Consider the following 24,151-nt stretch of genomic DNA (forward strand, 5'->3'; position numbering starts at 1 on the left):
TGGGTAAAAACTATTTTTCGTACAATTATATCATTTGAAATACGAGTTCGTTGAGTTCATAAATTATTGTATAAGATAGTTTAAAGAAAATTATGCTATTTAATTCCCTTGCTTTTTTAATCTTTCTTCCTATAGTTTTTATTTTGTACTGGCTTGTATGTAATAAGAATTATAAATTTCAGAATTTTCTTTTGCTGGCAGCCAGTTTTTACTTCTATGGTTGTTGGGATTTTCGTTTTCTCTTTCTATTAATGTTTTCCATTGCTTTGGATTTCTTTTCCGGAATTCAGATTGAAAACAGTAAAACAAAGAGAGGTGCCACTATCTGGCTAACCATAAGTATTGCCATCAATCTTGGATTCCTGGGCTTTTTTAAATACTATAATTTTTTCATTGATAATTTTGCAGAATTATTAAGAGCATTGGGATTTGGAGTGAATATGTGGACTCTGAAGGTTATTTTGCCGGTGGGTATCTCCTTCTATACTTTCCATGGATTATCATATGTCATAGATGTTTACAAAAAAAGGATTCCTGCAGAGAAAAATTACGTAGATTACGCTGTATTCGTAAGTTATTTTCCTTTATTGGTTGCCGGGCCTATTGAAAGGGCTACTCATTTGCTTCCTCAGATTCAGAGAAAAAGATCTTTTAGCTATGAAAATGCAAAAGATGGAATGGCCCAGATTCTTTGGGGCTTTTTCAAAAAAATGGTGATTGCAGACAATTGTGCACCGATCGTTAATGAAATATTTAACAATGCCCCAACAGAAAGTGCCAGCAACTTGGTTTTAGGAGCCGTACTTTTTGCATTTCAAATTTATGGTGACTTTTCGGGGTATTCTGATATTGCATTAGGAACATCAAGATTATTTGGAATTGAACTATTAAAAAACTTCTCCTATCCGTATTTCTCCAGAGATATTGCAGAGTTTTGGAGAAGATGGCATATTTCGCTTTCGTCCTGGTTCAGAGACTATCTTTATATTCCGCTGGGAGGAAGTAAAGGCGGATTATGGATGAAAATCAGAAATACTTTTATTATCTTCCTGGTAAGTGGTTTCTGGCATGGTGCCAACTGGACCTTTATTATTTGGGGAGGATTGAATGCCGTATTTTTTCTTCCATTGTTATTGGCGCGAAAAAATAGAGAGAATTTAGAAGTTGTAGCAGCTGGTAAATTAATACCTTCATTCAGAGAGGTCTTTAGCATTTTAGTTACTTTTACATTAACTTGTTTTGCCTGGATTTTCTTTAGAGCAGAAAGTGTTTCTTCAGCAATTCAGTATATAAAGGGTATTTTCAGTAATAGTTTGTTTGTTTTCCCTACAGAATTCAGACCTGTTTTATTAGGACTTGTTATGGTTATGCTTGGAATGGAATGGCTCAACAGAACACAAGACTATGGACTGAAAATTCATAGAAAGAAACCAATGGTACAAGCTGTTATTTATATTGTAGTGGCTTATTTGATCCTGAATTTTGCCAATTTCGGTAGTAATGAATTTATCTATTTCCAGTTTTAAATGAAAAGATTTGTATCGCTAGTCTCATTATTTATTTTTATCATGTTCATTATTGGATTGATAAAGATAGCTCTTTACCCTAATAGAAATTATTCATATCCTTTTCTTGACGCAAAACTAGAGTATCTTAAAAAACATCCTGAATATAATGTATACTTTGTAGGAAGTTCAAGGGTTAATAATCAGATTGATTGTAAATTAATTGATAGTAAAATAAATGGGATTAAGTCCTATAACCTGGGAGCCAGTGCAAGTTTTGATCTTGAAAGTTTCCAAACGATGGAATATATTTTGGAGAATCCTTCATTTAAGCCTAAGTATATCGTTATGGAACTTCAGGATAGGGTTAAAATTACAAAGCTTAATTTGAAAACCGAAAGAAGTTTTGGCGTTTTCAATTATGATAATACCCTTTTTGCGGTAGAATCTCAACAGGAAGCAAAGAACTATAAACAAATTGCTTTATCGCTTGTTTCTTTTGTTTTTAATGTTTTTCATTTTAATAAAAAACCGGATGAAAGAGAAGTTCAGAAGGCTCATAATTATTCTATAGATCAGAATCAGGGTTTTTCTCCTTTAGATTCCAGTGGTATTCCCAGAACGAAAGAAGCGGAGTTGAATAAAGTTATTAAGAGGAGACTGAATAACTATTATGCAGATCATGAAATTTATAAACCTAACAGTGTTGTGGTTAAAAAGATTAATGAACTTGCGGAAAAATGCAGAAAGAGAAATATTCAGCTCATCATGTTTATTCCGGGACCTGCCGAGCCAAACGGGAAAAAACTTCAGGCTTATATCAAGGTATTAAACACTCCTGTTATTAATTTTATGAATCCGGCTGAATACCCTGAATTATATTGGTATGAAAACAGATGGGATTATGGACATTTAAATGAAAAAGGTGCTAAAATTCTCTCCTCGAAAATGGCTCCTTTGTTAGAAACAATCGTAAAATAATTGTAACTTTCGTGGAAAATGAATTAAATGAAGATAAAACTGACTATCTGCCTTCTGGCGTTTCTCAATTTTTACGATGCACAGGAAAATATAACTTATCAAAAGCCTTCTGCTGAAATTTTAAAACTAGCAGATTATGAAAGACCTCCTGGTGTGCTGATGAACAGCAAAAAAGATTGGGTTGTTTTTACATATCGTCCTACATATAAGACTTTAACAGATCTTAGCCAGCAAGAAATGAAATTGGGAGGTTTGAGAATCAATCCTGTTACCAATATTGCAAGTACGGTAACGTATTTGAATAACCTGAAGATCAGAAAAATCAATGATAAAAATGAAATTCAGGTAAAAAACCTACCGTCAGGTGCTAAGATTACCTATACTTCTTTTTCTCCGGACGAGAAAAAATTAGCTTTTACCAATACAACTAGTAAAGGAGTAGAGCTTTGGGTGGTAGATATGGAAACCGCTACTGCCAAAAAAATTACATCGGACAACCTGAATGCCAATTTGGGAATGCCTTATGTATGGTACAATGATTCACAAAGTCTACTGATCAGATCTTTACCTCAGAATAGACCGGCCCTTATTGATTCCAGTAAGGACCTTCCAACAGGACCAATCGTTTCAACAGCCGATGGAAAAGTTTCACAAAACAGAACGTATCAGGATCTTTTGAAGAATCCTCAGGACGAAAAAAACTTCGAAGTTCTTACAGCTTCTGAAATTTATAATGTTGATCTGAACGGAAATCTTAAAAAAGTAAAGGACCAGGATATGTACGCAGGTTTAAGCTTCTCTCCTGATGGAAACTATTTAATGACATCTGTAATTAAAAAACCTTTCTCTTATATTGTTCCTTTAAGCAGATTCCCGATAACAACTACAGTTTACGATATGAAAGGTAATACCGTAAAAGTAGTAAATGAGGTTCCATTGAATGAAATTATGCCTAAAGGTTTTTCGTCAGTAAGAACAGGGAAAAGAGATATGATGTGGAGAAGTGATGCTCCGGCAACATTGGTTTTCGCCGAAGCATTAGACGGTGGAGATCAATCTAAAACAGCTGAGTACAGGGATGAAATCTTTATGTGGGAAGCTCCATTTACGGCTGTTCCGAAGTCTTTCTTTAAAACAAAACAAAGATATGACGGTATAGACTGGACCAATGATCATTATGCTGTAGTTTCAGAAGAATGGTATGATACAAGAAATACAAAATCTTTCCTGGTAGACCTTAATAATAATGAATCCAAAGTCATTGATGACAGAAATTCTCAGGATGTTTACAGTGATCCGGGGCATTTCAATACAATGAAGAACCAATATGGAAGAACGGTTATTGATATGAAAGATGGAAAAACCTATCTGATAGGAGAAGGATTTACAAAAGATGGACAACATCCGTTTATTGATGAAATGGATATCAGATCTTTGAAGAAAAAGAGAGTGTATACTTCCAATCTGAAAAATGCTAAAGAAGGAATTATTGATATTCTTAATCCTGCAAAAGGAGAAATCCTAACTACCCAGCAGTCTTCAAGTCAATATCCGAATTATTTTAAAAAGAATATCAAATCAAATAAAGCTGAAGCGGTAACGAATTTTGCCAACCCTTTTGAAAGCATCAAAGACGTTTACAAAGAAGTGATTACTTATAAAAGAAACGATGGTGTTACTTTAACGGGAACTCTTTATTTGCCGGCTAACTATGATAGAAAAACTAAAAAAGAAAAGCTCCCTTTATTAATTTGGGCGTATCCGACGGAATATAAAGATAAAAATACGGCAGGGCAGAATACTCAAAACCCAAATGATTTTACTTTCCCGTCTTATGGATCTTTTATCTACTGGACAACCAAAGGATATGCTGTATTGGATGATGCAGCTTTCCCTATCATTGGAGAAGGAAAAACAGAGCCGAATGATACTTTTATTCCTCAACTGGTAGCTAATGCTGCAGCAGCAATTGATGCGGTAGATCAGTTAGGATATATTGATAGAAAGAAAGTGGCTGTAGGAGGGCATTCTTATGGAGCTTTTATGACCGCAAACCTTTTGACTCATTCTAATCTTTTTGCTTGCGGTATTGCGAGAAGTGGGGCGTACAATAGAACATTGACTCCATTTGGGTTCCAGAGTGAGCAAAGAAATTATTGGGATGTTCCGGAAATTTATACTACAATGTCTCCATTTATGCATGCTGATAAAATGAAAACACCCCTTCTTTTGATTCATGGTGATGCAGATAATAACCCGGGAACGTTCACTTTGCAGACAGAAAGATATTTCCAGGCTTTGAAGAACCTGGGTGCTCCGGTTAAAATGGTTCTTCTTCCGAAAGAAGCCCACGGATACCAGGCAAAAGAAAATATTCTACATCTTTTATGGGAACAAGATCAGTTCCTTGAAAAGTGTTTGAAAAAATAAAATACAAAAGAGATTGCTTATCGAAAGCAGTCTCTTTTTTTAATTAAAAAATAGATAAGAAATTTTAGGAGTTTATTAATAAAGATGGTTTCTAAAGATGTTTCAGAATTTCATCAATACTCTTGAGTTCCATAAAATTAGAATGTTCCAGATGAACATCATGCTGCTCATGGCTCCATATCACATGATAAGGGATATGCGCGGCAGAACCTCCGATTTCCAATACCGGTAAAATATCCGATTTTATTGAATTTCCAAGCATTAGAAAATTTTCAGCTTTGCAGTCGAGATGTTTCAATAGCTTTTGATAATCTTTCTCTTTCTTATCGCTCATAATTTCAATATGATGGAAATATTCCTGTAATCCCGAGTTTTTAAGTTTACGTTCCTGATCCAGTAAATCCCCTTTTGTGGCAACAACCAGCCTGTATTTTCCCTTTAAGCTTTCAAGGGTTTCGGTAACACCATCCAGAAGTTCGATAGGTTTTTGAAGGAGCTCCTGTCCAAGTTGGATCGCTTTGTTTACCAATGCAAATGAAGCGGTGTTATTAGATACTCTGCCGATGGTTTCAATCATACAAAGCATAAATCCTTTTACTCCGTACCCGTACAAATGAAGATTTTGCATTTCTGTTTTAAATAATTCCTGAGATACAGAATGTTGAGGCAGGTAGTCTTCAAGCAATATACAGAACTCCTTTTCGGCTTCCTGAAAATAAGGTTCATTGATCCATAGGGTATCATCAGCATCAAAGGCAATCGTTGTGATATGATTATTCATTTTTGTTTTGTAATTTTCTGCTTCGAATTTCAATATAAAAAATAAAACAAGAAAGGACAATTGTCCCGAACGAATATGCTACGTACCAATCAATCGTTTTTACATTATCTTGAAGGACTTTATCATCAACAAAAAGGAGGTGATATCTTACTCCGGTATTTTTCTAAAGGAGAAACGTTACTCACTCAGGATGCACCGTTATCCAAAGTGATGTTGATTAAAGAAGGTATTGTCAAATGTTATTTCACAGAGGAGAACGGGAAAGAATATATAGTCGAATTTTTAGGAAGTGGTGAAATCTTAGGAGAAGTGGAATTGATTAAAAATATTTCCTGTTTATGCGGTATTGAAGCTTTAACGGATGTTACAGCGTATATCATCAATCTGGCCTATTTTAATAATTTGATTAAAAATGATATTGCTTTAAATCATTTACTACTGAATTCTTTTGCAGAACGTATCATTAATACTTCAAGCAGAGCTTCTTATCAGCAGCTTTATACGGTAGAGCATACATTGGCGCAGCTACTTATCATGCAATCGAAGCAGAATATTCAGATTTCAAAAGAAGATATGGCTGCTTACCTGGGAATTACAGTAAGAAGCTTGAATAGGATTTTAAAGAATATAAAGTAAGCCATTTAAAAATGAGTTTCAATTTTTGCCATAAATACACTAATAAAATAAATTTGTGTATTTATGGCAATTAAAAATTCTCTCGCAGATCTCACAGATTTCGCAGATTTTTATCAATATCAATGGAAATCTTAGATTTTAAAAATTTATTTATTAAATAATCATTTCGTTTTTTACGGGGGTGTTGTTTAATTTAATATTAAAATTTAATAAACTGACTGATATTTTGTGGGGTGTTTTTATAATTTATTATTTTTGTATTTGAAAATTGAATGTAAATTAATGGAAGAAATAAAATTCAGAAATGCCAACCAGACTGATTTGAACAAAATTGTAGAAATATACAATTCAACCATTGCTTCAAGAATGGTAACTGCTGACGTAGAAGAAGTTAGTGTTGAAAGCAAACAGAAATGGTTCGAAGAGCATAATCCTGAAACAAGACCGCTTTTGATGGTGGAAGACACTTACGGGCAGATCGTAGGATGGGTAAGTTTCAGTTCTTTCCATGAAAGACCGGCTTACAGTGGAACGGTGGAAGTCAGTATTTATCTGGATGAAAGCTGCAGAGGAAAAGGATATGGTAAAACAATTTTACAATATTGTATTGATAATGCCGGGAAGTTTGGAGTGAATAATCTGGTAGCGCTTATTTTTCTTCATAATGAGCCAAGTATTAAGTTATTCAGACACTTTGGGTTTGAAGATTGGGGAACGCTTCCGGATGTTGCGATCTTAGATGGAGTTGAAAGGAGTTTGAAAATTTTAGGGAAAAGAATCAAATAAAATAAAATAAAATAAAATAAAAGATTACGAGATACCCTTTTCTCTTAAATATCTCTCGCTGATTTAATAGATTAGGCTAATATTAGGGCAAAACCTTTGAGGTCTTCGTACTTACTTTTTTAAGAATTATTTTGTAAAATCAGTGAGAAAGGGTTTCAATAGAAATGGATTTCAACTCGTTTTCATAAAACACCACCCCCATTGGGTTTTAGTCAAAATCAAAACTTAAAATTTCCGCGATAAACTTATCCTCACACTTTGTCATCCCGTAGGAATCCAGGTAGCATTATCGACACTTTGATCTTTCAAATTAAATATAAATTTTGTGTATATTGTTCTTTATCCATTTAGATCCTTTCAGGATGACAGCTATCTGGCTATATCAATAAATACTCATGAAAATAATAAATGGAATCGGTTTTATAATTATAAACGGTAAATAATAATAGCTACATCAACATTCAATAGGAATGGACTTTAGTCCATTTATCAAAAGATTAAATTCAGATTGGCTTTAGCCAAAACCTAAAATAAAATTTATAGTAAAAACCGGACAATTTCCTTGAGTTATGAAATTAGAATATTAAAAAAGGTTGTTTCAATTTGAAACAACCTTTCTCGTTTTTATGCATTCTGCTTAATTCGCTTAGCAGACATATTCAGAAATCGTTTGACAAGGAAAACAGCAGATACTGTCAGTCCCAGCCCCAAGGCAATCCACATTCCAAACGCTCCCATTCCTAATGTTACACAGAAAAAATATCCTAAAGGAATAGTAATTACCCAGTAGGCAATAAAAGTGTAAATAGACGGTATTTTAACGTCCTGTAGACCTCTCAACATTCCCAGAGCAGTTACCTGGATTCCATCAGAAAGCTGGAATAACGCTGCAATAATCATCAGTTTTGAGGCCAGAGTAATCACTTCTATTTCTTCTTTTTTTGTGAAGAAAGTTGGCAGTATATTTCTACCCAAAATAAATACCAGTCCACAAATACACATGAAGATAAATGCTATTTTTAAATTGTTGATTCCTACTTTTCTGAGTTCAACAAAGTTTTGCTCACCCAATTTTCTTCCGATCATTACAGTAGACGCTACACTGAACCCAACACACAAGTTGAAAGTAAATGAAGCCATACTTAATGCGATTTGGTGAGACGCAATATCGTGAGCAGAAATCAGTCCGCAGATAAATGCTGCCCCTGCAAAAGCCGTTACTTCAAAAAACATTTGTAAAGCGGTAGGTAGTCCCAATCTTACCATTTTATCGAACATTTTCTTTGAGAAAACCTGAATCTTCAATGAAAAGTCTTTGATATAACGTCTGGTTCTTTCTTCTTTAAGCAATACAAAATAAAGGAAAACTACCATGAATATTCTGGAAATCAGGGTTGCTAAAGCAGATCCTTTTACTCCCATAGGAGGAATTCCCCAAAGTCCTTTAATAAATACATAGTTTAAGGCTATATTGATGATATTGGCAATAATCGTAGCCTTAGTTACTCCAATGGTGTAAGATAATCCTTCCGAAACCTCACGAAGTGTCTGAAAAGCCATAAACGGTATCATACTGACTACCATGATGCTTAAAAAGCTTACCGTATCCGGAATAATCTTAGCCGGCTGCCCGGAATGATAGAGCAGAGGCATTCCCAAAAGTAAAATAACCATAAGAAGAACTCCCACTGTCATATTGATGACAAAGCCATGACTGAAGACTGAGTTAATAGTCGCATGATCTTGTTTTGAGTGGGCTTCCGAAACCAAAGGAGGTATCGCAAATGAAAACCCCAATGCTAACACGAAGATTGAGAAAAACACGGCATTACCTAATGAAACGGATGCTAAAGCATCAGCACCCAGAAGTTTTCCGACAATAATATTATCGAATAAATTTACTGAAACTTGCCCCACCTGGGTTAACATCACAGGTAGAGCCAAAGTCAGGCATTCTTTTGTATACTGTTTGTTTAAAAAATTCATAATATTTTAAGATTCATATAGTTTATAATTCAAAATAGATCAAAAAAAAATTTGCAGTGGGTACTGCAAATTTTTTATAGTATTGTCAATAATAGCTTTATTATTTCCTTACAAAACTTGCAACGTCACTTTCAGAAACAGAATTTCCACCAAGAATGATCAATCTTTCCACAACATTCCTTAATTCTCTGATATTTCCGGTCCATGAAAGTGCTTTTAAAGCATCAATAGCTTTATCGTCAAACTTTTTCACAGCGGTACCGTGTTCATCGGCAATCATTCCGGAAAAATGTTCAACTAACAACTTAATATCATCTTTTCTGTCATCCAATGGCGGAACATAGATTTCAATAACAGAAAGTCTGTGATAAAGGTCTTCTCTGAACTTTCCTTCTTCAATTTCTTTCTGCATATTTTTATTGGTTGCCGCAATAACTCTTACGTCAACTTTTATTTCTTTATCGCTTCCTACAGGAGAAACCTTGCTTTCCTGAAGTGCTCTTAGTACTTTAGCCTGAGCGATAAGGCTCATATCACCAATCTCATCCAGAAAGATCGTTCCTCCGTTAGCCTGTTCAAATTTTCCTTGCTTGTCCTTGATAGCTCCGGTAAAAGATCCTTTTACGTGCCCGAAAAGTTCAGATTCAATAAGTTCAGATGGAATAGCGGCACAGTTTACTTCTACCATTGGGCCTCTTGCACGTTCACTTTGATTGTGAATGGCATGAGCTACCAATTCCTTTCCGGCACCATTAGGACCTGTAATCAAAACTCTTGCATCAGAAACAGCTACCTTTTCGATCATATCCTGAATTTTCTGTAATGCAGGAGAAGTACCAATCATTTGGTATTTTTTATTGACCTTTTTCTTTAGGGTTTTGTTTTCAGTCTGAAGATTTTTGTTTTCTTTCTTTAATGTTTCTTTAGCCAAAGCATTTTTCACACTGGTGATCAGTCTGTTGATATCAATTGGCTTGGAAATAAAATCATATGCACCCTCTTTCAAGCAGGAAACGGCAGAATCTATGTCTGCGTGACCGGAGATCATAATAAAAGTAGTTTCAGGTTTCAATGCAAGACTTTGCTTTAAAAGCTCAGTTCCTGAAAGTTTAGGCATTTTAATATCAGAAATCACCAATGCGAAATCTTCTTTTTCTACCTGTTTGTAACCTTCCAGGCCGTCTTCGGCGATTACAAATTCATAATCTGTGAGTTCATCAGAAAGAATACTGTGAAGTACTCCAGAGATTGCTTTTTCGTCTTCTACTATAAGGATTTTTTGCATAGTTGCAAATTTAAATTTTTTGTTTCAATTATTAGCAAAAACCATACCTAAATATTCTATTTTGAGTAGTCTCTTCTCCCAAAAATTGCGGATCCAACTCTCACGGAATTAGCGCCACACTCAATAGCTAATGGGAAATCATCACTCATTCCCATTGATAAGGTTTTTATCGTTTTAAGTTGATTTAATTCATCAAAAAGACCTTTTAATGTTAAAAATTCTTTTTTGACTTGTTCTTCATCATCTGTAAAAGTGGCCATTCCCATTAAACCGGTGATTTCAACATTGGGAAACTTTCCTTCTCTATACTCCTGAAACAGATTTTTAGCTTCCGAAATTTCAAGACCAAACTTAGTATCTTCTGCTGCAATCTTTACTTGTAGCAAAACCTTAATTGTCCTGTTGTTTTTGCCTGCTTCCTTGTTGATGTCTGCCAATAATTTTTCGGAATCTACACTTTGGATCGTGTCTATAAAAGGAGCGATATATTTGACTTTGTTGGTTTGTAAATGCCCGATCAAATGCCATTGGATATCCTGAGGAAGGATAGGGGATTTCTCCATCAATTCCTGCACCTTATTTTCTCCAAATACTTTTTGTCCTAAATCATAGACTTCCTGTATTGCCGGAGCCGGATGTGTCTTTGAAACGGCTACGAGCTGTACTCCTTCAGGAAGTTGATTCTTTATAGATTGATAATTTTCTTGAATGCTCATAAATGCAAATTTCCGAAATTTAGTTTAAGGTTCAAAGTTTAAAATTTAAAGTTATTGAAATAGAAATTTTAATCTTTTACACCCAGTCCTTATTTTCTTTATCTTATATTCCTGAATTAATTCAGCACCTCATTGATTTTCGGATATTGAGAAATCTTCTTAAAAACAAACTTATTGCTTTTCTGCAGTTTCTCTATAAACAAGTCCAATTCGTTGATAGAGTCTGCATCCCTAAGATATTGGTCGTGAGTAAGAAAGACAAGGTGTCTTGAAGTTTTCTCAAGATCATTTAAAAAGATACTATCCACTTTTTTCAACATGAGTTCATGACTTCCTTTTAAAGTCATTTTGTGAGTAGGGCGCCATTCCAGATCCCAGCCGATCACTTTATATCCTGCATTTTTAAGACCATTTGCTGCAGCTGTGGAACTCTTAATATCGGTTATGTTAATATTGTTAAGTCTCCAGATATTTCTGCCTGGAGTTCTGGCGATCTTATCAGTAAGTTTCAGGCTGTCTTTTGCAACATCAAAATCACGTACCACAGCATCTGCATTTTTATAAAAATCTGTGTATTTATTGTGAGCATGAGTGAAGCTATGATTGGCCAATTCAATTAAAGGATTTTGTTTCAGAAGCTCTAAGTCGTCTTTTTGTTTTTTACTTCCATAGGCATGCTTACCTACTAAAAAAGCTGTTGCGCATACATTCCTTTTGTCTAAGATTTTTAAAAGATTTTCCGTACCCTGGTTAGGGCCATCATCAAAAGTAAGGTAGATCACTCTTTTATCCGTGTCTACGCTTTCATCGTCCATCTTGGGGACTCTTTCTGCGGCAGGATGTTCTTGTGAACTGAGTTTATCGTTCACTTCATTCTTGAAATTACAGCTGTTCAATAAAACTGAGGTTGCACTCACCAATGCAAACATCCCGAGAAAAGTCTTATTTTGTGACTTTCCCGCAAAAATTTTTCTCATAAAGATAAGGGGAATTTAATTTGTTAAAAACCGTTAAAAATATCAATTGAATGTTAACAAATTACATGCCATGTTTTAATATGTTTTTTGTTTTTAAGATTATTTTAAGAAGTTTATTTTAAAGCTATTTTTTGTGTATGATTGGATTGTGGTGTTATGTTTTTGTTTTCTGTAATTTTTAACATTTATAAATGTGAAAACGATAGTTTTTCTCTATTCTCTTTGAGATTGGGATATTCTTCCTTTAATTGGGAATTATTTTATTTTTAACAAATTAAAAAAAATGCTGAACTTGAAATTGGAAATAGTGCTGCTATTTTAATATTTTCTTTAAATACATTGCGTTTTTAATGGCAGCGATTCCCCAGGTATTATTAAAAAAGATAAAACTGGTCCTTTGGGCGCTCTTAATTTTTTCAGCAAGTTGATCTAAAAAGTCCGGATTGTATTCTGACTTGTAAAGAACAGGCTTACCATGTAGTCTGTAATAAAGTATTTGAGGATGATTGATGATCATATCTTCCGGAAGGTCGCCGGGAAAGTTTACTCCTGAAAAAACAATATTTAAATCTTCCAATATTTTAAAAATTTCTTTTTGCCACCATGATTCGTGGCGGAATTCTATAACATTAAGAAAATTGAAATCTAAATTTTGGGTAATCAGTTTTAAGTTTTCCGGAGTGTTTTTAAAAGAAAGGGGAAGCTGGTATAAAAAACCTGAAAGTTTATGTTGAAGATGATTTTGAATGTGCTGACAAAATAGGCTAATGTCTTCTTTAGAATCTGTAAGACGTTTTTGGTGGGTAATGGCTTTTGGTATTTTAATGAAAAACCTGAAAGAATCGGGAGTTTCATCATGCCATTTTGAAAGTGTTCTAGCGGTAGGAATTCTATAAAATGTAGAATTGATTTCTACAGCATTGAAGGTATCAGCGTATAGAGAAAGAAAATCTTTACTTTGGGCATTCTCAGGATATAAAGACCCTTTCCAGTCATTATTGTAAAATCCCGAACATCCTATGTAAAGATTTTCTTTTTTCATATTGCTATTATATATCCAGATCTACAGAGTTTAATCTTAATGAATTCAGAATGACCGATAATGAACTTACGCTCATAGCGGCGGCGGCAATCATTGGAGATAAGAGAATTCCAAAAAACGGATACAATAATCCTGCCGCAACCGGAATTCCCAATACATTATATATAAAAGCAAAGAATAGGTTTTCTTTAATGTTTCCAAGAAGTTTTTCACTTAATAGTTTGGCTTTTGCTACTCCTAAAATATCTCCTTTTAGCAGAGTGATTTCAGCACTTTCAATAGCGACATCCGTACCGGTTCCCATGGCAATTCCGATATCTGATTGAGCGAGAGCAGGAGAGTCGTTGATTCCATCTCCGGTCATTGCTACAATCTTACCTTGTTGTTGGAGTTTTTTTACCTCGTTCAATTTATCTTCAGGAAGACAATTGGCTTTAAAATGTTTGATTCCCAACTCATCGGCTACGGCTTTAGCGGTATGCTCGTTATCTCCGGTCATCATTACAATATCAATGCCTTCACTCATTAGTCGTTCCACTGCTTTTTTAGAACTTTCTTTAATTTTATCTGTAAAACTGATGAAGCCAAGTACATTTTGATCCTCTGCAATATAGGAAATCGTATGAGCTTTTGATTGTACTTCTATGGCTTTCTGTTTCAACGTATCCGGAATTTGAATTTGATGAGAAGTCAATAAACTTTCATTGCCCAGATAAGCTGTTTTACCATTGATATTTCCTTTTACTCCTTTTCCTGAAATGTTCTCAAACTGATCTACTTTTTCGGCCGGAATATTCTCCTCTTTGGCTCTTTTGATAACAGCGTTGGATAGAGGGTGTTCAGAATTTTGATTCAATGAAAAAGCTAATTTTAAAATCTGATTCTGATCTTGATTGTTTACTGTTTCTATATGTTCTACAGAGGGTTTCCCTTCTGTTAATGTCCCGGTTTTGTCTGTAATCAGAACATTGATTTTATTCATTTGTTCAAGAGCTTCTGCATTTTTAATCAAAATACCATTTTTGGCACCTTTACCAATTCCTACCATTAGAGACATAGGTGTTGCAAGTCCAAGTGCACAAGGGCAGGCAACAATCAAAACTGCTACAGCATTTACAAAGGCAAATAAACTTCTTTTCCCTTCAGGTCCAAAAAACTGCCATGCAATAAAGGTAAGTACAGCAATAAGAATTACGACCGGAACAAATACTTTAGAGACTTTATCTGTTAGTTTTTGGATAGGAGCTTTGCTTCGGCTGGCCTCATTCACCATTTTAATAATTTGTGAAAGAAGAGTTTCATCACCTACCTTTTCAGCTTTCATGATGAATACCTGATTTCCATTAATGGTTCCTGAGGATACTTTGTCGTCAACATTTTTTTCAACCGGTACGGGTTCACCGGTAATCATGCTTTCATCAACAATAGAATTTCCTTCTGTAATTTTACCATCGACCGGAATTTTCTCACCGGGTTTTACTTTGAGTAAATCACCAATTTTTACCTGGGAAAGCAAAACTCGTTTTTCTTCACCATTTACAATAAGATTGGCTTCGTCAGGGGAAAGGTTCATCAACTCCTTGATGGCATTTCCTGTTTTTTTATGAGCGGCAGCTTCCATCAACTGACCTAAAATGACAAGCGTGAGAATCACACAGACCGCTTCGAAATATAATGGGATTTCGTGATTATGACCGCGAATTTCATGGGGAATAATATCCGGAAAGGCTAGCGCTACAATGCTAAAAATAAAAGCGGCGGCTACTCCTAATGCAATAAGACTGAACATATTGAGGTTCCATGTTTTGAAAGATATCCAGCCTCTTTTTAATAAAAACCAGCCGGAATAAAACATAACCGGAAGGGTTAAAGCAAGCTCTATGAATCCTTGAATCTGATGTGAAAAAGGAAAATCAATAAACATTCCTCCCATTGAAAGAATAAAAACAGGAATGGTAAATGCTAAAGAGATAAAAAACTTCCTTTTTAAAATAGTATAGGTTTCATCTTCCTCATCGTCACCACTGTCGGGCATTCTTACGAGATCCATTCCGCAAATTGGGCAACTTCCCGGTTCATCACGAATGATTTCCGGATGCATCGGGCATGTGTATTTTGCCGTTTTCTTTTCAGGGTATTTTACAAGGTCCATTCCGCAGACCGGACAACCAACATTAGAGTCATACGTTTTATCTCCTTCACAATACATTGGGCAATAATATTTGCCTGCCATTTCATCGGTTACTTTAGGAGCTTCATGATGATGGTGATTATGACTATGTGAGTGTGAATGATTATGATGATGAGAATGACTGTTTTTTACAAGGTCTTCGGTAATCTTTTCCAGATGCATATGGCAAACCGGGCAATCGCCTTTTTCGTTATAAACCTTGTCACCTTCACAAAACATGGGGCAATAGTATTTTCCGAGACTATTTTTAAAGCTTTCAGGAAGGTTGGTGGCTGAATAGGCAGGTTTGTGGTTAGGATCTTTTGCCAGTTTCTCTTCAATTGGAACTAAGTACATATTGCATACAGGGCATCTTTCACCTTGTTTGAAATATACTTTATCGTCTTCGCACTCCATGGGGCAATAATATACGGAAGATGGAGATACCCGATCCTGAGGTTTTACAAAAGCTTTTTCAGGGCTATTGGGATCTTCGAGTTTATATTTTCCTATTTCTGCTAAGGCATCATTTAGAACAGAAAGTTGTACTTCATGATCAGAAGTAATCGTTGCTGTATTATTTTCCAGATTGACATCGGCCGTAACTCCGTGAACACTGTTTAGTTTTTCCGAAATTTTTTTCTGACAACCTGAACAAGTCATGCCAAGTATTTTATACTGTTGTTCCATGATTCTTAAATTTATACTACAAATTTCCAAAATGGAATGCTAAGGTTGTTATAAATTTAAGGATAATAGTTATAGAATTTGGGTGGGAGGGTTTGAGAGTGTTAGAGTGGCGGGGTTATAAGATTTTGCTATACTATAAAAATCTTTCGCTCAAACACTCAAACTCTCCAATTTAACTATAGGCTGTCTAATGATTTTCTATTATGGTCTTTCAGTTTTTTAAACTCGGTAGGAGTGAATCCTGTAGTATTGCGGAATTGAGTAGATAGATGTTGAACACTTTTATAGCCCAGTTTTCCTGCGATTTCGGTAAGATTGAATTCGTTATACAAAAGAAGTTCTTTTACTTTTTCAATTTTTTGAAGAATGAAGAATTGTTCCAGAGTAATGTTCTCATTCTGGGAAAACGTCTTTGAAAGTGAACTGTAATCTTTATGAAGTTTTGAACTTAAAAATTCAGAAACGAGAAAGTCTTCATCAATATCAAGTTCTCTGATTTTAACAATAATCAGATTTTTTATTTTTTCAACAAGCTGATGGGTGGAGTCCATAATTCTTTCGAAGCCGGTATCCAATAATTGCTTTTCTATCGATCCCATTTTTTCGGGAGCTACTTCGGATTCTGTTTCAACTTCACCTAGTATAACAGACTTTATTTTGACATCAGCTCTGTTAAAAATATCTTCAACTGCAGCAATACATCTACTGCAGACCATATTTTTTATGAAAATTTTCATAGTTCGCTGTTTAGTCTGTCTTTTACAAATTCAATTTTGGTTTTTCCGTGTGGAGCAGGGTTTCCATCGGCATCCAGATTTACCATTACGATTCTTTCAACAGTAATAATAGTTTGGTGAGTCATTTTATTTCGCACATCACATCTTAACGTAATGGAAGAAGATCCAAATTGAATGGCCTCAATTCCGATTTCTATAATATCTCCTTGTTTGGCTGAACTTACGAAATTGATTTCTGAAATAAATTTAGTTACCACTTTTGTGTTTTCCAATTGGATAATAGCATATAAAGCTGCTTCTTCATCAATCCACTGCAACAATCTTCCTCCAAAAAGTGAATGATTAGGATTCAAATCTTCGGGTTTTACCCATTTTCTAGTATGATAGTTCATATTTTAATAATTTGCAGTACAAATTTAATGTTAAATACTGGTGTAATCAAGAAAATCATATTCATTGATCCAAAAAGAAGTATTCATTTTCTCAATCATTTTCTTTTGGAGCGCATTGCTTTTGTTTTATCAACCGAAGGATCATTTAAAAATTGTTGATATTCCTTACTTTCTATGGGAAATAAAGCAACCTTACCTTCCGAATTATGATGAAACCCGAATCCGTATCTTTTGGCTAATGGGGAAGAGCGAAGGCATGCTTGGCCTTTGGAAAAGAACTTTTCTCTTTCTTCCTGTTTTTCATTTTCAGAAATATCATTTTTTATGGCATAACAATCAAAAATAATATCATCTGAAGAGTACTGATAAGGATTCTTACTGATTTTTTCATACTGAAGTGTAGCTATTGTTTTTTCTTTCTTTTCAGGAGGTATTTGTGCCTGAGAAGCAGGGCAGTCCTCTGCGACTTCAATGAGTGTGTTGGTGTAATTGGTAGTATGTTGTTTCATATTAATAGAGTTGGGTTATAAAAAAATCTGAATCACAAAGATCCAGATTTTTGAAGTAGGTTTTATTCTTTATATTCTAAAATTTCTCCCGGTTGACAATCCAGCGCTTTGCAGATGGCTTCAAGAGTACTGAAACGGATTGCTTTTGCTTTGCCTGTCTTTAATATGGAAAGATTGGAGAGCGTAAGGTCCACTTTTTCGGAGAGTTCATTCAATGACATTTTTCTTTTTGCCATAATCACATCTAAATTTACTATAATAGGCATGGCTTATATTGTTAATTCATTTTCAGATTGTATTTCTATTCCTCTTTTAAATACCTGGGCAATAATAAAAATTATACCTCCAAAAAACAAATATTCCGATCCGGAACCTATAAAATCATATACATTGTCTAATGTAACTTCCTTTTTTAGAAAATCTTCGCTATAAGAAATAGTTAATAAAGAAATAATACCGATGGCTAATGAGGAATAACTGATTTTCGTGATGAGTTTCATGATAGCTTTGCTGAAAGGAGCTTCCAAATTAAGTTTCTGGAAAATCCGGATGACAAGATAAGCCAGATAAGCTTTGTATCCTGCCAGGAAAATAATAAAAAACATCATCAGTTTATATGAATATATATTGTATTGATAAAGCTCATATAAATTAAGTCCTTCATAAAGGTTTTGGGCTCCTTCAGGGTTAATAATTGTCATTATGAATGTGAAGGTCAGGGCGCCGGCTTTAATGCATGAGCCAATAAATATTATCCAGGTGATAACGTTCAAAATAGAAAGAATTTTTTTAGTTTTCATATTGATTGTATTTTTATTTAAATACAAATATCAATAAAAATTTATTGAAAAACAATAAATTTTTATTCTTTTTCAATTATGTCGAATAGAGGGACTCAACATAATGTGAGAAATACTTAAAAAAAGCTTTGATTTGAAATTTTTAATTGTATCTTGCATACGTTTATATTTGGAATCAATATTTGTTCATTAATTTATGTTGTTTTTCTTTTATATACCAAATTTTTATTAATTTTTTAATTTATTTAAAATGAACATTTTTGTTTCAAACATCAATTACGCAACTAAAGAGTATGAGTTGCACGATCTATTCGCAGAATTTGGTGATGTATCATCAGCTAAAATTGTAACAGACAGAGAAACTGGTCGTTCCAGAGGTTTTGGTTTCATTGAAATGGGTGATGAAGAAGGAAAGCAGGCTATTGAAGCTCTTAATCAAAAAGAATTCAACGGAAAAACATTAAACGTATCTGAAGCTAAGCCAAGAGAAGAGAAGCCAAGAAGAAGCTTCGACAACAACAGAGGTGGAGGTTATGGTAACAACAACAGAGGTGGTGGTTACGGTAACAACAACCGTGGTGGTAACGGCGGTGGAAATCGTTGGTAAAAATATAAAGCGGCTTTAAAGCCGCTTTTTTTATTATTAATCTTTCTTTTTCTTCTTTTTCTTGTCTTTATCCTTATCCTTGGTTTTACCTTTTTTCTCTTTTTTAGGATTCAGGACTTCTTCAGCATACTCAAACTTAGGCTCTTCCACTTTTACTGCAGGCTTAATTTCAATTTTAAGATCAAAGTATCCTTTTAAATCATCCTGTGAAATTAATTTTTCATTAAATAAAAATTCAAGAATTTCTTTTCCTGAATCATTGAAGAAATTATGGGAAAGTTCTTTTAACAGGAATTTTTTATATTCTTCAAAAGGGACAAGTACTGTATATTTGAAAATCCTTCCTTCTTTTATGGTAGACAAATACCCTTTTTCAACCAGTATTTTCAAATAGGTCGAAACCGTATTTTGGTGTGGTTTAGGCTCCGGGTGCTGCTCCATAACGTCCTTCAGATAGAAAGATTCCATTTTCCAAAACAGCTTCATAAAGTTTTCCTCTGCGGCAGTAAGATGATTTATTTTCATAGAATTTCTTAATGTTGAAATTGAATATTGCAATAAAGATAGATAAAAGATACCAAAAAAGCTATTCCGGCTCCCATAAATACTTCTTTTACGGTGTGTCTCTTCAGAATAATTCTTGTAATTCCCACCAAAAAAGCTACTCCAAGCCATAGGAGACCCATTTTCCAGTCTAACGAAAAAAATAATGCAGCAACAAATATATTAAAGGCTGTATGCATCGAACTTTTAATAAACAGGTTGCTGATCTGAAGTGCAAAAAGAAGGATTAAAATAAAGAGCATGACCAAATCAAGGTATCCATTTCTTATATAATTAAAAATAAGATACAAAATGACACAGACAGCAATAAATATATATAAGGTTTTTCTCTGAACCCTGTTGGAGACATCCATATTGGTATATCTTCCTGTTTTTACATTCCATACCAGCCAGATAACAACAGGAACAATAACCATTAATAATACCGGAATAAAATAAAGCAAAGAGTCTTTAAGGTTATATTCTTTAATGCTCATATATATAAAGAAGATAAGCAGAGAAACTAAGGGATTGAAAAAATCTGAAATGATTTTCGAAACTTTGTGTAGTACTGAAGCCTGTTTTTCTTCCATATTAAAATTTAAAAATCAAATATAAGATTATAAGACCAGACAACATATTAAAAGACTTACAAAATTGTAGGAAGAAATCAGTAAAGCATCTGGTGATTTGGGTAATGAAATTGAAGACGGAATTTTGAAAACTATAGGTTTTTCTCCAAAAAAAGAACTGATAAAATAACCAAAAGGTGTGTTAACAATAATTAAAGATGAAAGAAGAATAGGGATAAAATGCAATGAATTTTTAATATCCCGGTCGTATTTATTATTTCACAGAAGCCACATAAACAGACTCCTTCCTTATATTATGCAGCAATAAAATATTGGGAAAAATGTTACTTTATGACAATTTCTAAGGGTCGAAAATTAAGAATAATCCGTTCGGCCTGCAAATAGATTTTACAGAAAAAACGAAAAGTTACTTATGCATACAATAAAAACAAAGTTTTTTTCATAATTTTGCTCAACTATTTCATCATAAAAAAGCAAGAGCTAACACATGAAAGAATTTTCTAAAGAGGTATACCTGAAGTGGTATGAAGATATGACAATGTGGAGAAGGTTTGAAGACAAATGCCGTTCTCTTTATCTAAAACAAAAGATCAGAGGGTTTTTACATTTGTATAACGGTCAGGAAGCGATCCCTGCCGGATTCACACATGCAATGGATTTAACAAAGGATAGTATGATTACTGCTTACAGATGCCACATCCATCCAATGGCGATGGGAGTAGATCCTAAGAGAATCATGGCAGAACTTTGTGGTAAAGCAACCGGTACATCCGGAGGTATGGGTGGATCTATGCACATTTTCAGTAAAGAACACCGTTTCTATGGAGGACATGGTATCGTTGGTGGACAAATTCCTTTAGGAGCAGGTATTGCTTTTGCAGATAAATATTTCGACAGAAAAGCGGTAAACATCTGTTTCTTTGGAGATGGAGCTGCAAGACAAGGTTCATTACACGAAACATTCAACATGGCCATGAACTGGAAACTTCCTGTAGTATTTGTTGTAGAAAATAACCAATACGCAATGGGAACTTCTGTAAAAAGAACTGCAAACCACGAAGATATCTACAAATTAGGATTAGGATATGAAATGCCTTGCCTTGCTGTAGATGCAATGGATCCTGAAAAAGTGGCTGAAGCTGCTTACGAAGCAATTGAAAGAGCTAGAAGAGGTGATGGACCAACGTTCATCGAAGCAAGAACTTACCGTTACAGAGGACACTCTATGTCTGATGCTGAGCCATATAGATCTAAGGAAGAAGTAGCTGTTCACAAGAATGATGACCCAATCGAATTGGTAAAACACAGAATTCTTGAAAACGGATGGGCTACAGAAGCTGAATTGGAAGCTATGGATAATAAGTCAAGAGACTTTGTGGATGAGTGCATCGAATTTATGGAAAACTCTCCATATCCGGAGGCAGAAAAAATCTATGAGTATGTATATGCTCAGGAAGATTATCCATTCTTAGATAAATTAGAAAACTAAAAAATAAAAATTAATTTGAAATTTGAAGTTTGAAATTTCTGAAATCTCAAATCTCAAATCTCGAATCTCAAATCAATATAAATTATGGCAGAAGTTATTACGATGCCCCGCCTTTCTGATACAATGACGGAAGGGAAAGTGGCGAAATGGCATAAAAAAGTAGGAGATAAAGTAAAAGAAGGAGATATTTTAGCTGAAATTGAAACTGACAAAGCGGTTCAGGATTTCGAATCAGAAGTAGAAGGTACTCTTTTATACGTAGGTGTAGAAGAAGGAGGTGCTGCTGCTGTAGATTCTGTTTTGGCAATTATTGGTAATGAAGGAGAGGATATTTCAGGATTAACAGGTGGAGCTGCTGCTCCTGGTGCTGGTGCTGAAGAAAAAAAATCAGAAGAACCTAAGGCTGAAACACCGGCTGCTGAACCTGCTGCGGCAGAAGTTCCGGCAGGAGTAGAGGTGATTACAATGCCTAGACTTTCTGATACAATGACGGAAGGTAAAGTAGCTAAATGGCATAAAAATATTGGAGATACAGTAAAAGAAGGAGATCTTCTTGCTGAGATCGAAACTGATAAAGCGGTTCAGGATTTCGAATCTGAATTTAATGGAGTATTATTGAAGCAAGGTGTTGAAGAAGGTGGTGCTGCTCCTGTAGATTCTGTATTAGCAATCATTGGTCCTGCAGGAACAGATGTTTCAGCGGTAGGAGCTCCAAAAGCTGCGGCTCAATCATCAGAAAAACCAGCTGAACAAAAAGCTGAAGTTAAGACAGAAGAAAAAGCTGCTCCGGCTGCAAACACTTCATCTTCTGACAGAGTAGCAATTTCTCCATTAGCTAAAAAAATGGCTCAGGATAAAGGTGTTGATATCAATAGTGTTCAAGGTTCCGGAGAAAACGGAAGAATCGTTAAAAAAGATATTGAAAACTATCAACCAAGTGCGAAGCCGACTGCTTCAGCTCCGGCTGCAAGTGCTGCTGCTCAGGTTGCGGTAAGCTTTGTTCAGGGAGAAGATACAGAGACTCCAAACTCACAAGTAAGAAACGTTATCGCGAAACGTCTTTCTGAAAGTAAATTCTCAGCTCCTCACTATTATCTAATGGTTGAAATCAACATGGATAAAGCAATTGAAGCTAGAAAAGAGATCAATTCTATTCCGGATACGAAGATTTCATTCAACGATATGATCATTAAGGCAACAGCTATTGCTTTAAGAAAACATCCACAAGTAAATTCAAGTTGGGCAGGTGATAAGATCATCCACAGAGGAAACATCAACGTTGGAGTGGCAGTAGCTATTCCTGACGGATTAGTAGTTCCTGTACTGAAAAATACAGATCAAATGTCTTACACTCAGATTTCTGCAGCGGTAAAAGATATGGCTTCAAGAGCTAAGAACAAAGGTCTTAAGGCTAACGAAATGGAAGGATCTACATTCTCTATTTCTAACCTTGGAATGTTCGGTATCGAGACATTTACAAGTATCATCAACCAACCCAATTCTGCCATCCTTTCAGTAGGAGCAATCATCGAGAAGCCAATCGTTAAGAATGGTCAGATCGTAGTAGGTAACACGATGAAGCTTTCATTAGCTTGTGACCACAGAGTGGTAGATGGAGCTACAGGTGCTCAATTCTTACAGACGTTAAGAACATATTTAGAAAATCCATTAACTTTGTTACTGTAATTTCTAAAGCATACATACTAAAACCTCCCAACTGGGAGGTTTTTTTGTTTTAATACAAATAATGTTAGTATAATGTGTTGTAAAATCGACAATATGTTACTATTTTTGAATCATGATTAAAGCAAGAAATATCCATAAATCTTATGGAAATTTAGAAGTACTGAAAGGAGTTGATATTCATATCAAAACTGGAGAAGTTGTTTCTATTGTCGGGGAATCGGGAGCAGGGAAATCTACATTATTGCAGATTTTAGGAACTTTGGATCATCCTACGAGCTCATCAAAATATGATACAGAAATTGAAATTGCAGGAGAATCATTTATCAACATGAATGATAAGCAGTTGTCGAAATTCAGAAACCAGAATATTGGTTTTGTATTTCAGTTTCATCAGTTACTACCTGAGTTTACCGCTTTAGAAAATGTTTTGCTTCCCACGAGGATTGCAGGTGCTAATGAGAGAGAAGCTATTGAAAAAGCTTATGCCCTTTTTGAGGATCTTAAAATTGAACAACGACTGAATCATAAACCCAATCAGCTTTCCGGTGGAGAAGCCCAGAGAGTAGCTGTTGCAAGGGCTTTAATCAATTCCCCGAAAATTATCTTTGCCGACGAACCAACAGGTAACCTGGATTCAAAAAATGCGGATGATCTTCACAGGTTGTTTTTTGACCTTAGAGATAAGTATAATCAGACTTTTGTGATTGTAACCCACAATCCGAATCTTGCTGAAATTACCGATCGTAAACTTGTCATGAAGGACGGAATGATTATAGAATAGCCGTGATGAGAGAGGCTGAGACTTATTAT

General features: G+C 34.8%; 23 protein-coding genes. 9 read left to right on the plus strand and 14 right to left on the minus strand.

Annotated features, from left to right (window positions below):
- Positions 1-92 precede the first annotated feature (92 nt).
- From CW752_RS00705 to CW752_RS00715, 3 genes are read left to right on the plus strand one after another with little or no spacing between them, the layout of a single operon-like run.
- Positions 93-1,526, plus strand: coding sequence for an MBOAT family O-acyltransferase (locus CW752_RS00705; protein ID WP_101237884.1), 1,434 nt, complete (start codon positions 93-95; stop codon positions 1,524-1,526).
- A gap of 42 nt (positions 1,527-1,568) precedes the next feature.
- Complete coding sequence (locus tag CW752_RS00710) at positions 1,569-2,486, plus strand: hypothetical protein (protein WP_101237885.1); 918 nt, start codon at positions 1,569-1,571, stop codon at positions 2,484-2,486.
- 27 nt (positions 2,487-2,513) lie between these two features.
- Positions 2,514-4,916 carry an alpha/beta hydrolase family protein gene (locus CW752_RS00715; protein ID WP_101237886.1) on the plus strand — a complete coding sequence of 801 codons (2,403 nt, stop codon included), beginning with the start codon at positions 2,514-2,516 and terminating at the stop codon, positions 4,914-4,916.
- Between the two features lie 91 nt (positions 4,917-5,007).
- Here the strand turns inward: CW752_RS00715 and CW752_RS00720 are convergent, their stop codons facing one another.
- On the minus strand, positions 5,008-5,697 hold the full coding sequence (locus CW752_RS00720) for an HAD family hydrolase (RefSeq protein WP_101237948.1): 690 nt from the start codon (positions 5,695-5,697) through the stop codon (positions 5,008-5,010).
- Positions 5,698-5,772: 75 nt separating this feature from the next.
- Here CW752_RS00720 and CW752_RS00725 point away from each other — a divergent pair, with 75 nt between their 5' ends.
- Together CW752_RS00725 and CW752_RS00730 are read left to right on the plus strand one after the other, a co-directional pair.
- Positions 5,773-6,333, plus strand: coding sequence for a Crp/Fnr family transcriptional regulator (locus CW752_RS00725; protein WP_101237887.1), 561 nt, complete (start codon positions 5,773-5,775; stop codon positions 6,331-6,333).
- A 282-nt stretch (positions 6,334-6,615) separates the two neighbouring features.
- Positions 6,616-7,119: a GNAT family N-acetyltransferase gene (locus CW752_RS00730; RefSeq protein WP_101237888.1), complete on the plus strand. Its 504-nt coding sequence runs from the start codon at positions 6,616-6,618 to the stop codon at positions 7,117-7,119.
- Positions 7,120-7,743: 624 nt separating this feature from the next.
- Here the strand turns inward: CW752_RS00730 and CW752_RS00735 are convergent.
- The 11 genes from CW752_RS00735 to CW752_RS00785 all read right to left on the minus strand — a co-directional run bounded on the left by CW752_RS00735 (position 7,744) and on the right by CW752_RS00785 (position 18,423).
- Positions 7,744-9,105, minus strand: a complete 1,362-nt coding sequence (locus CW752_RS00735) for an MATE family efflux transporter (protein WP_101237889.1) — start codon at positions 9,103-9,105, stop codon at positions 7,744-7,746.
- A 100-nt stretch (positions 9,106-9,205) separates the two neighbouring features.
- Positions 9,206-10,390 (minus strand): sigma-54-dependent transcriptional regulator, encoded by a 1,185-nt coding sequence (locus tag CW752_RS00740; RefSeq protein WP_101237890.1) that lies wholly within the window; start codon positions 10,388-10,390, stop codon positions 9,206-9,208.
- Positions 10,391-10,446: 56 nt separating this feature from the next.
- Positions 10,447-11,106: a YggS family pyridoxal phosphate-dependent enzyme gene (locus CW752_RS00745; RefSeq protein ID WP_101237891.1), complete on the minus strand. Its 660-nt coding sequence runs from the start codon at positions 11,104-11,106 to the stop codon at positions 10,447-10,449.
- 116 nt (positions 11,107-11,222) lie between these two features.
- A complete protein-coding gene (locus tag CW752_RS00750; protein ID WP_101237892.1) occupies positions 11,223-12,083 on the minus strand; it encodes a polysaccharide deacetylase family protein in 861 nt (286 codons plus the stop codon).
- A 313-nt stretch (positions 12,084-12,396) separates the two neighbouring features.
- The gene (locus CW752_RS00755) at positions 12,397-13,125 is read right to left on the minus strand and encodes a DUF72 domain-containing protein (RefSeq protein ID WP_101237893.1); all 729 of its coding nucleotides are present in this window, start codon (positions 13,123-13,125) and stop codon (positions 12,397-12,399) included.
- A 7-nt stretch (positions 13,126-13,132) separates the two neighbouring features.
- On the minus strand, positions 13,133-15,985 hold the full coding sequence (locus CW752_RS00760) for a heavy metal translocating P-type ATPase (protein WP_101237894.1): 2,853 nt from the start codon (positions 15,983-15,985) through the stop codon (positions 13,133-13,135).
- A 176-nt stretch (positions 15,986-16,161) separates the two neighbouring features.
- Complete coding sequence (locus CW752_RS00765; RefSeq protein WP_101237895.1) at positions 16,162-16,722, minus strand: helix-turn-helix domain-containing protein; 561 nt, start codon at positions 16,720-16,722, stop codon at positions 16,162-16,164.
- Positions 16,719-17,114: an acyl-CoA thioesterase gene (locus tag CW752_RS00770; protein ID WP_101237896.1), complete on the minus strand. Its 396-nt coding sequence runs from the start codon at positions 17,112-17,114 to the stop codon at positions 16,719-16,721. The genes CW752_RS00765 and CW752_RS00770 overlap by 4 nt, the downstream gene beginning before the upstream one ends.
- A 95-nt stretch (positions 17,115-17,209) precedes the next feature.
- The gene (locus tag CW752_RS00775) at positions 17,210-17,623 is read right to left on the minus strand and encodes a DUF6157 family protein (protein WP_101237897.1); all 414 of its coding nucleotides are present in this window, start codon (positions 17,621-17,623) and stop codon (positions 17,210-17,212) included.
- Positions 17,624-17,685: 62 nt separating this feature from the next.
- Entirely contained in the window at positions 17,686-17,889 is a 204-nt protein-coding gene (locus CW752_RS00780) for a helix-turn-helix domain-containing protein (protein ID WP_101237898.1), read from the minus strand.
- Between the two features lie 3 nt (positions 17,890-17,892).
- Positions 17,893-18,423 (minus strand): DUF2975 domain-containing protein, encoded by a 531-nt coding sequence (locus CW752_RS00785; RefSeq protein ID WP_101237899.1) that lies wholly within the window; start codon positions 18,421-18,423, stop codon positions 17,893-17,895.
- Between the two features lie 250 nt (positions 18,424-18,673).
- Here CW752_RS00785 and CW752_RS00790 point away from each other — a divergent pair, with 250 nt between their 5' ends.
- Complete coding sequence (locus CW752_RS00790; RefSeq protein ID WP_066699719.1) at positions 18,674-19,030, plus strand: RNA recognition motif domain-containing protein; 357 nt, start codon at positions 18,674-18,676, stop codon at positions 19,028-19,030.
- Positions 19,031-19,066: 36 nt separating this feature from the next.
- Here the strand turns inward: CW752_RS00790 and CW752_RS00795 are convergent, their stop codons facing one another.
- Positions 19,067-19,555 (minus strand): BlaI/MecI/CopY family transcriptional regulator, encoded by a 489-nt coding sequence (locus CW752_RS00795; RefSeq protein ID WP_101237900.1) that lies wholly within the window; start codon positions 19,553-19,555, stop codon positions 19,067-19,069.
- A gap of 8 nt (positions 19,556-19,563) precedes the next feature.
- Positions 19,564-20,166: a phosphatase PAP2 family protein gene (locus tag CW752_RS00800; protein WP_101237901.1), complete on the minus strand. Its 603-nt coding sequence runs from the start codon at positions 20,164-20,166 to the stop codon at positions 19,564-19,566.
- 487 nt (positions 20,167-20,653) lie between these two features.
- On the opposite strand from CW752_RS00800, the gene pdhA reads away from it, so the two are divergent.
- The 3 genes from pdhA to CW752_RS00815 all read left to right on the plus strand — a co-directional run bounded on the left by pdhA (position 20,654) and on the right by CW752_RS00815 (position 24,122).
- A complete protein-coding gene (gene pdhA, locus CW752_RS00805) occupies positions 20,654-21,655 on the plus strand; it encodes a pyruvate dehydrogenase (acetyl-transferring) E1 component subunit alpha (RefSeq protein ID WP_101237902.1) in 1,002 nt (333 codons plus the stop codon).
- An 84-nt stretch (positions 21,656-21,739) separates the two neighbouring features.
- A complete protein-coding gene (locus CW752_RS00810) occupies positions 21,740-23,341 on the plus strand; it encodes a 2-oxo acid dehydrogenase subunit E2 (RefSeq protein WP_101237903.1) in 1,602 nt (533 codons plus the stop codon).
- 112 nt (positions 23,342-23,453) lie between these two features.
- Positions 23,454-24,122 (plus strand): ABC transporter ATP-binding protein, encoded by a 669-nt coding sequence (locus CW752_RS00815; protein ID WP_101237904.1) that lies wholly within the window; start codon positions 23,454-23,456, stop codon positions 24,120-24,122.
- The last annotated feature ends 29 nt before the right edge of the window (positions 24,123-24,151 follow it).

The organism is Chryseobacterium sp. PMSZPI (assembly GCF_002835665.1).
Taxonomy (GTDB): domain Bacteria; phylum Bacteroidota; class Bacteroidia; order Flavobacteriales; family Weeksellaceae; genus Chryseobacterium.

Excerpts from the sequence above, each read along its gene's own strand:
- CW752_RS00705 (WP_101237884.1), top strand. The coding sequence starts at position 93 with ATGCTATTTAATTCCCTTGCTTTTTTAATCTTTCTTCCTATAGTTTTT.
- CW752_RS00710 (WP_101237885.1), top strand. The coding sequence starts at position 1,569 with ATGTTCATTATTGGATTGATAAAGATAGCTCTTTACCCTAATAGAAAT.
- CW752_RS00715 (WP_101237886.1), top strand. The coding sequence starts at position 2,514 with ATGAAGATAAAACTGACTATCTGCCTTCTGGCGTTTCTCAATTTTTAC.
- CW752_RS00720 (WP_101237948.1), bottom strand. The coding sequence starts at position 5,697 with ATGAATAATCATATCACAACGATTGCCTTTGATGCTGATGATACCCTA.
- CW752_RS00725 (WP_101237887.1), top strand. The coding sequence starts at position 5,773 with ATGCTACGTACCAATCAATCGTTTTTACATTATCTTGAAGGACTTTAT.
- CW752_RS00730 (WP_101237888.1), top strand. The coding sequence starts at position 6,616 with ATGGAAGAAATAAAATTCAGAAATGCCAACCAGACTGATTTGAACAAA.
- CW752_RS00735 (WP_101237889.1), bottom strand. The coding sequence starts at position 9,105 with ATGAATTTTTTAAACAAACAGTATACAAAAGAATGCCTGACTTTGGCT.
- CW752_RS00740 (WP_101237890.1), bottom strand. The coding sequence starts at position 10,390 with ATGCAAAAAATCCTTATAGTAGAAGACGAAAAAGCAATCTCTGGAGTA.
- CW752_RS00745 (WP_101237891.1), bottom strand. The coding sequence starts at position 11,106 with ATGAGCATTCAAGAAAATTATCAATCTATAAAGAATCAACTTCCTGAA.
- CW752_RS00750 (WP_101237892.1), bottom strand. The coding sequence starts at position 12,083 with ATGAGAAAAATTTTTGCGGGAAAGTCACAAAATAAGACTTTTCTCGGG.
- CW752_RS00755 (WP_101237893.1), bottom strand. The coding sequence starts at position 13,125 with ATGAAAAAAGAAAATCTTTACATAGGATGTTCGGGATTTTACAATAAT.
- CW752_RS00760 (WP_101237894.1), bottom strand. The coding sequence starts at position 15,985 with ATGGAACAACAGTATAAAATACTTGGCATGACTTGTTCAGGTTGTCAG.
- CW752_RS00765 (WP_101237895.1), bottom strand. The coding sequence starts at position 16,722 with ATGAAAATTTTCATAAAAAATATGGTCTGCAGTAGATGTATTGCTGCA.
- CW752_RS00770 (WP_101237896.1), bottom strand. The coding sequence starts at position 17,114 with ATGAACTATCATACTAGAAAATGGGTAAAACCCGAAGATTTGAATCCT.
- CW752_RS00775 (WP_101237897.1), bottom strand. The coding sequence starts at position 17,623 with ATGAAACAACATACTACCAATTACACCAACACACTCATTGAAGTCGCA.
- CW752_RS00780 (WP_101237898.1), bottom strand. The coding sequence starts at position 17,889 with ATGCCTATTATAGTAAATTTAGATGTGATTATGGCAAAAAGAAAAATG.
- CW752_RS00785 (WP_101237899.1), bottom strand. The coding sequence starts at position 18,423 with ATGAAAACTAAAAAAATTCTTTCTATTTTGAACGTTATCACCTGGATA.
- CW752_RS00790 (WP_066699719.1), top strand. The coding sequence starts at position 18,674 with ATGAACATTTTTGTTTCAAACATCAATTACGCAACTAAAGAGTATGAG.
- CW752_RS00795 (WP_101237900.1), bottom strand. The coding sequence starts at position 19,555 with ATGAAAATAAATCATCTTACTGCCGCAGAGGAAAACTTTATGAAGCTG.
- CW752_RS00800 (WP_101237901.1), bottom strand. The coding sequence starts at position 20,166 with ATGGAAGAAAAACAGGCTTCAGTACTACACAAAGTTTCGAAAATCATT.
- pdhA (WP_101237902.1), top strand. The coding sequence starts at position 20,654 with ATGAAAGAATTTTCTAAAGAGGTATACCTGAAGTGGTATGAAGATATG.
- CW752_RS00810 (WP_101237903.1), top strand. The coding sequence starts at position 21,740 with ATGGCAGAAGTTATTACGATGCCCCGCCTTTCTGATACAATGACGGAA.
- CW752_RS00815 (WP_101237904.1), top strand. The coding sequence starts at position 23,454 with ATGATTAAAGCAAGAAATATCCATAAATCTTATGGAAATTTAGAAGTA.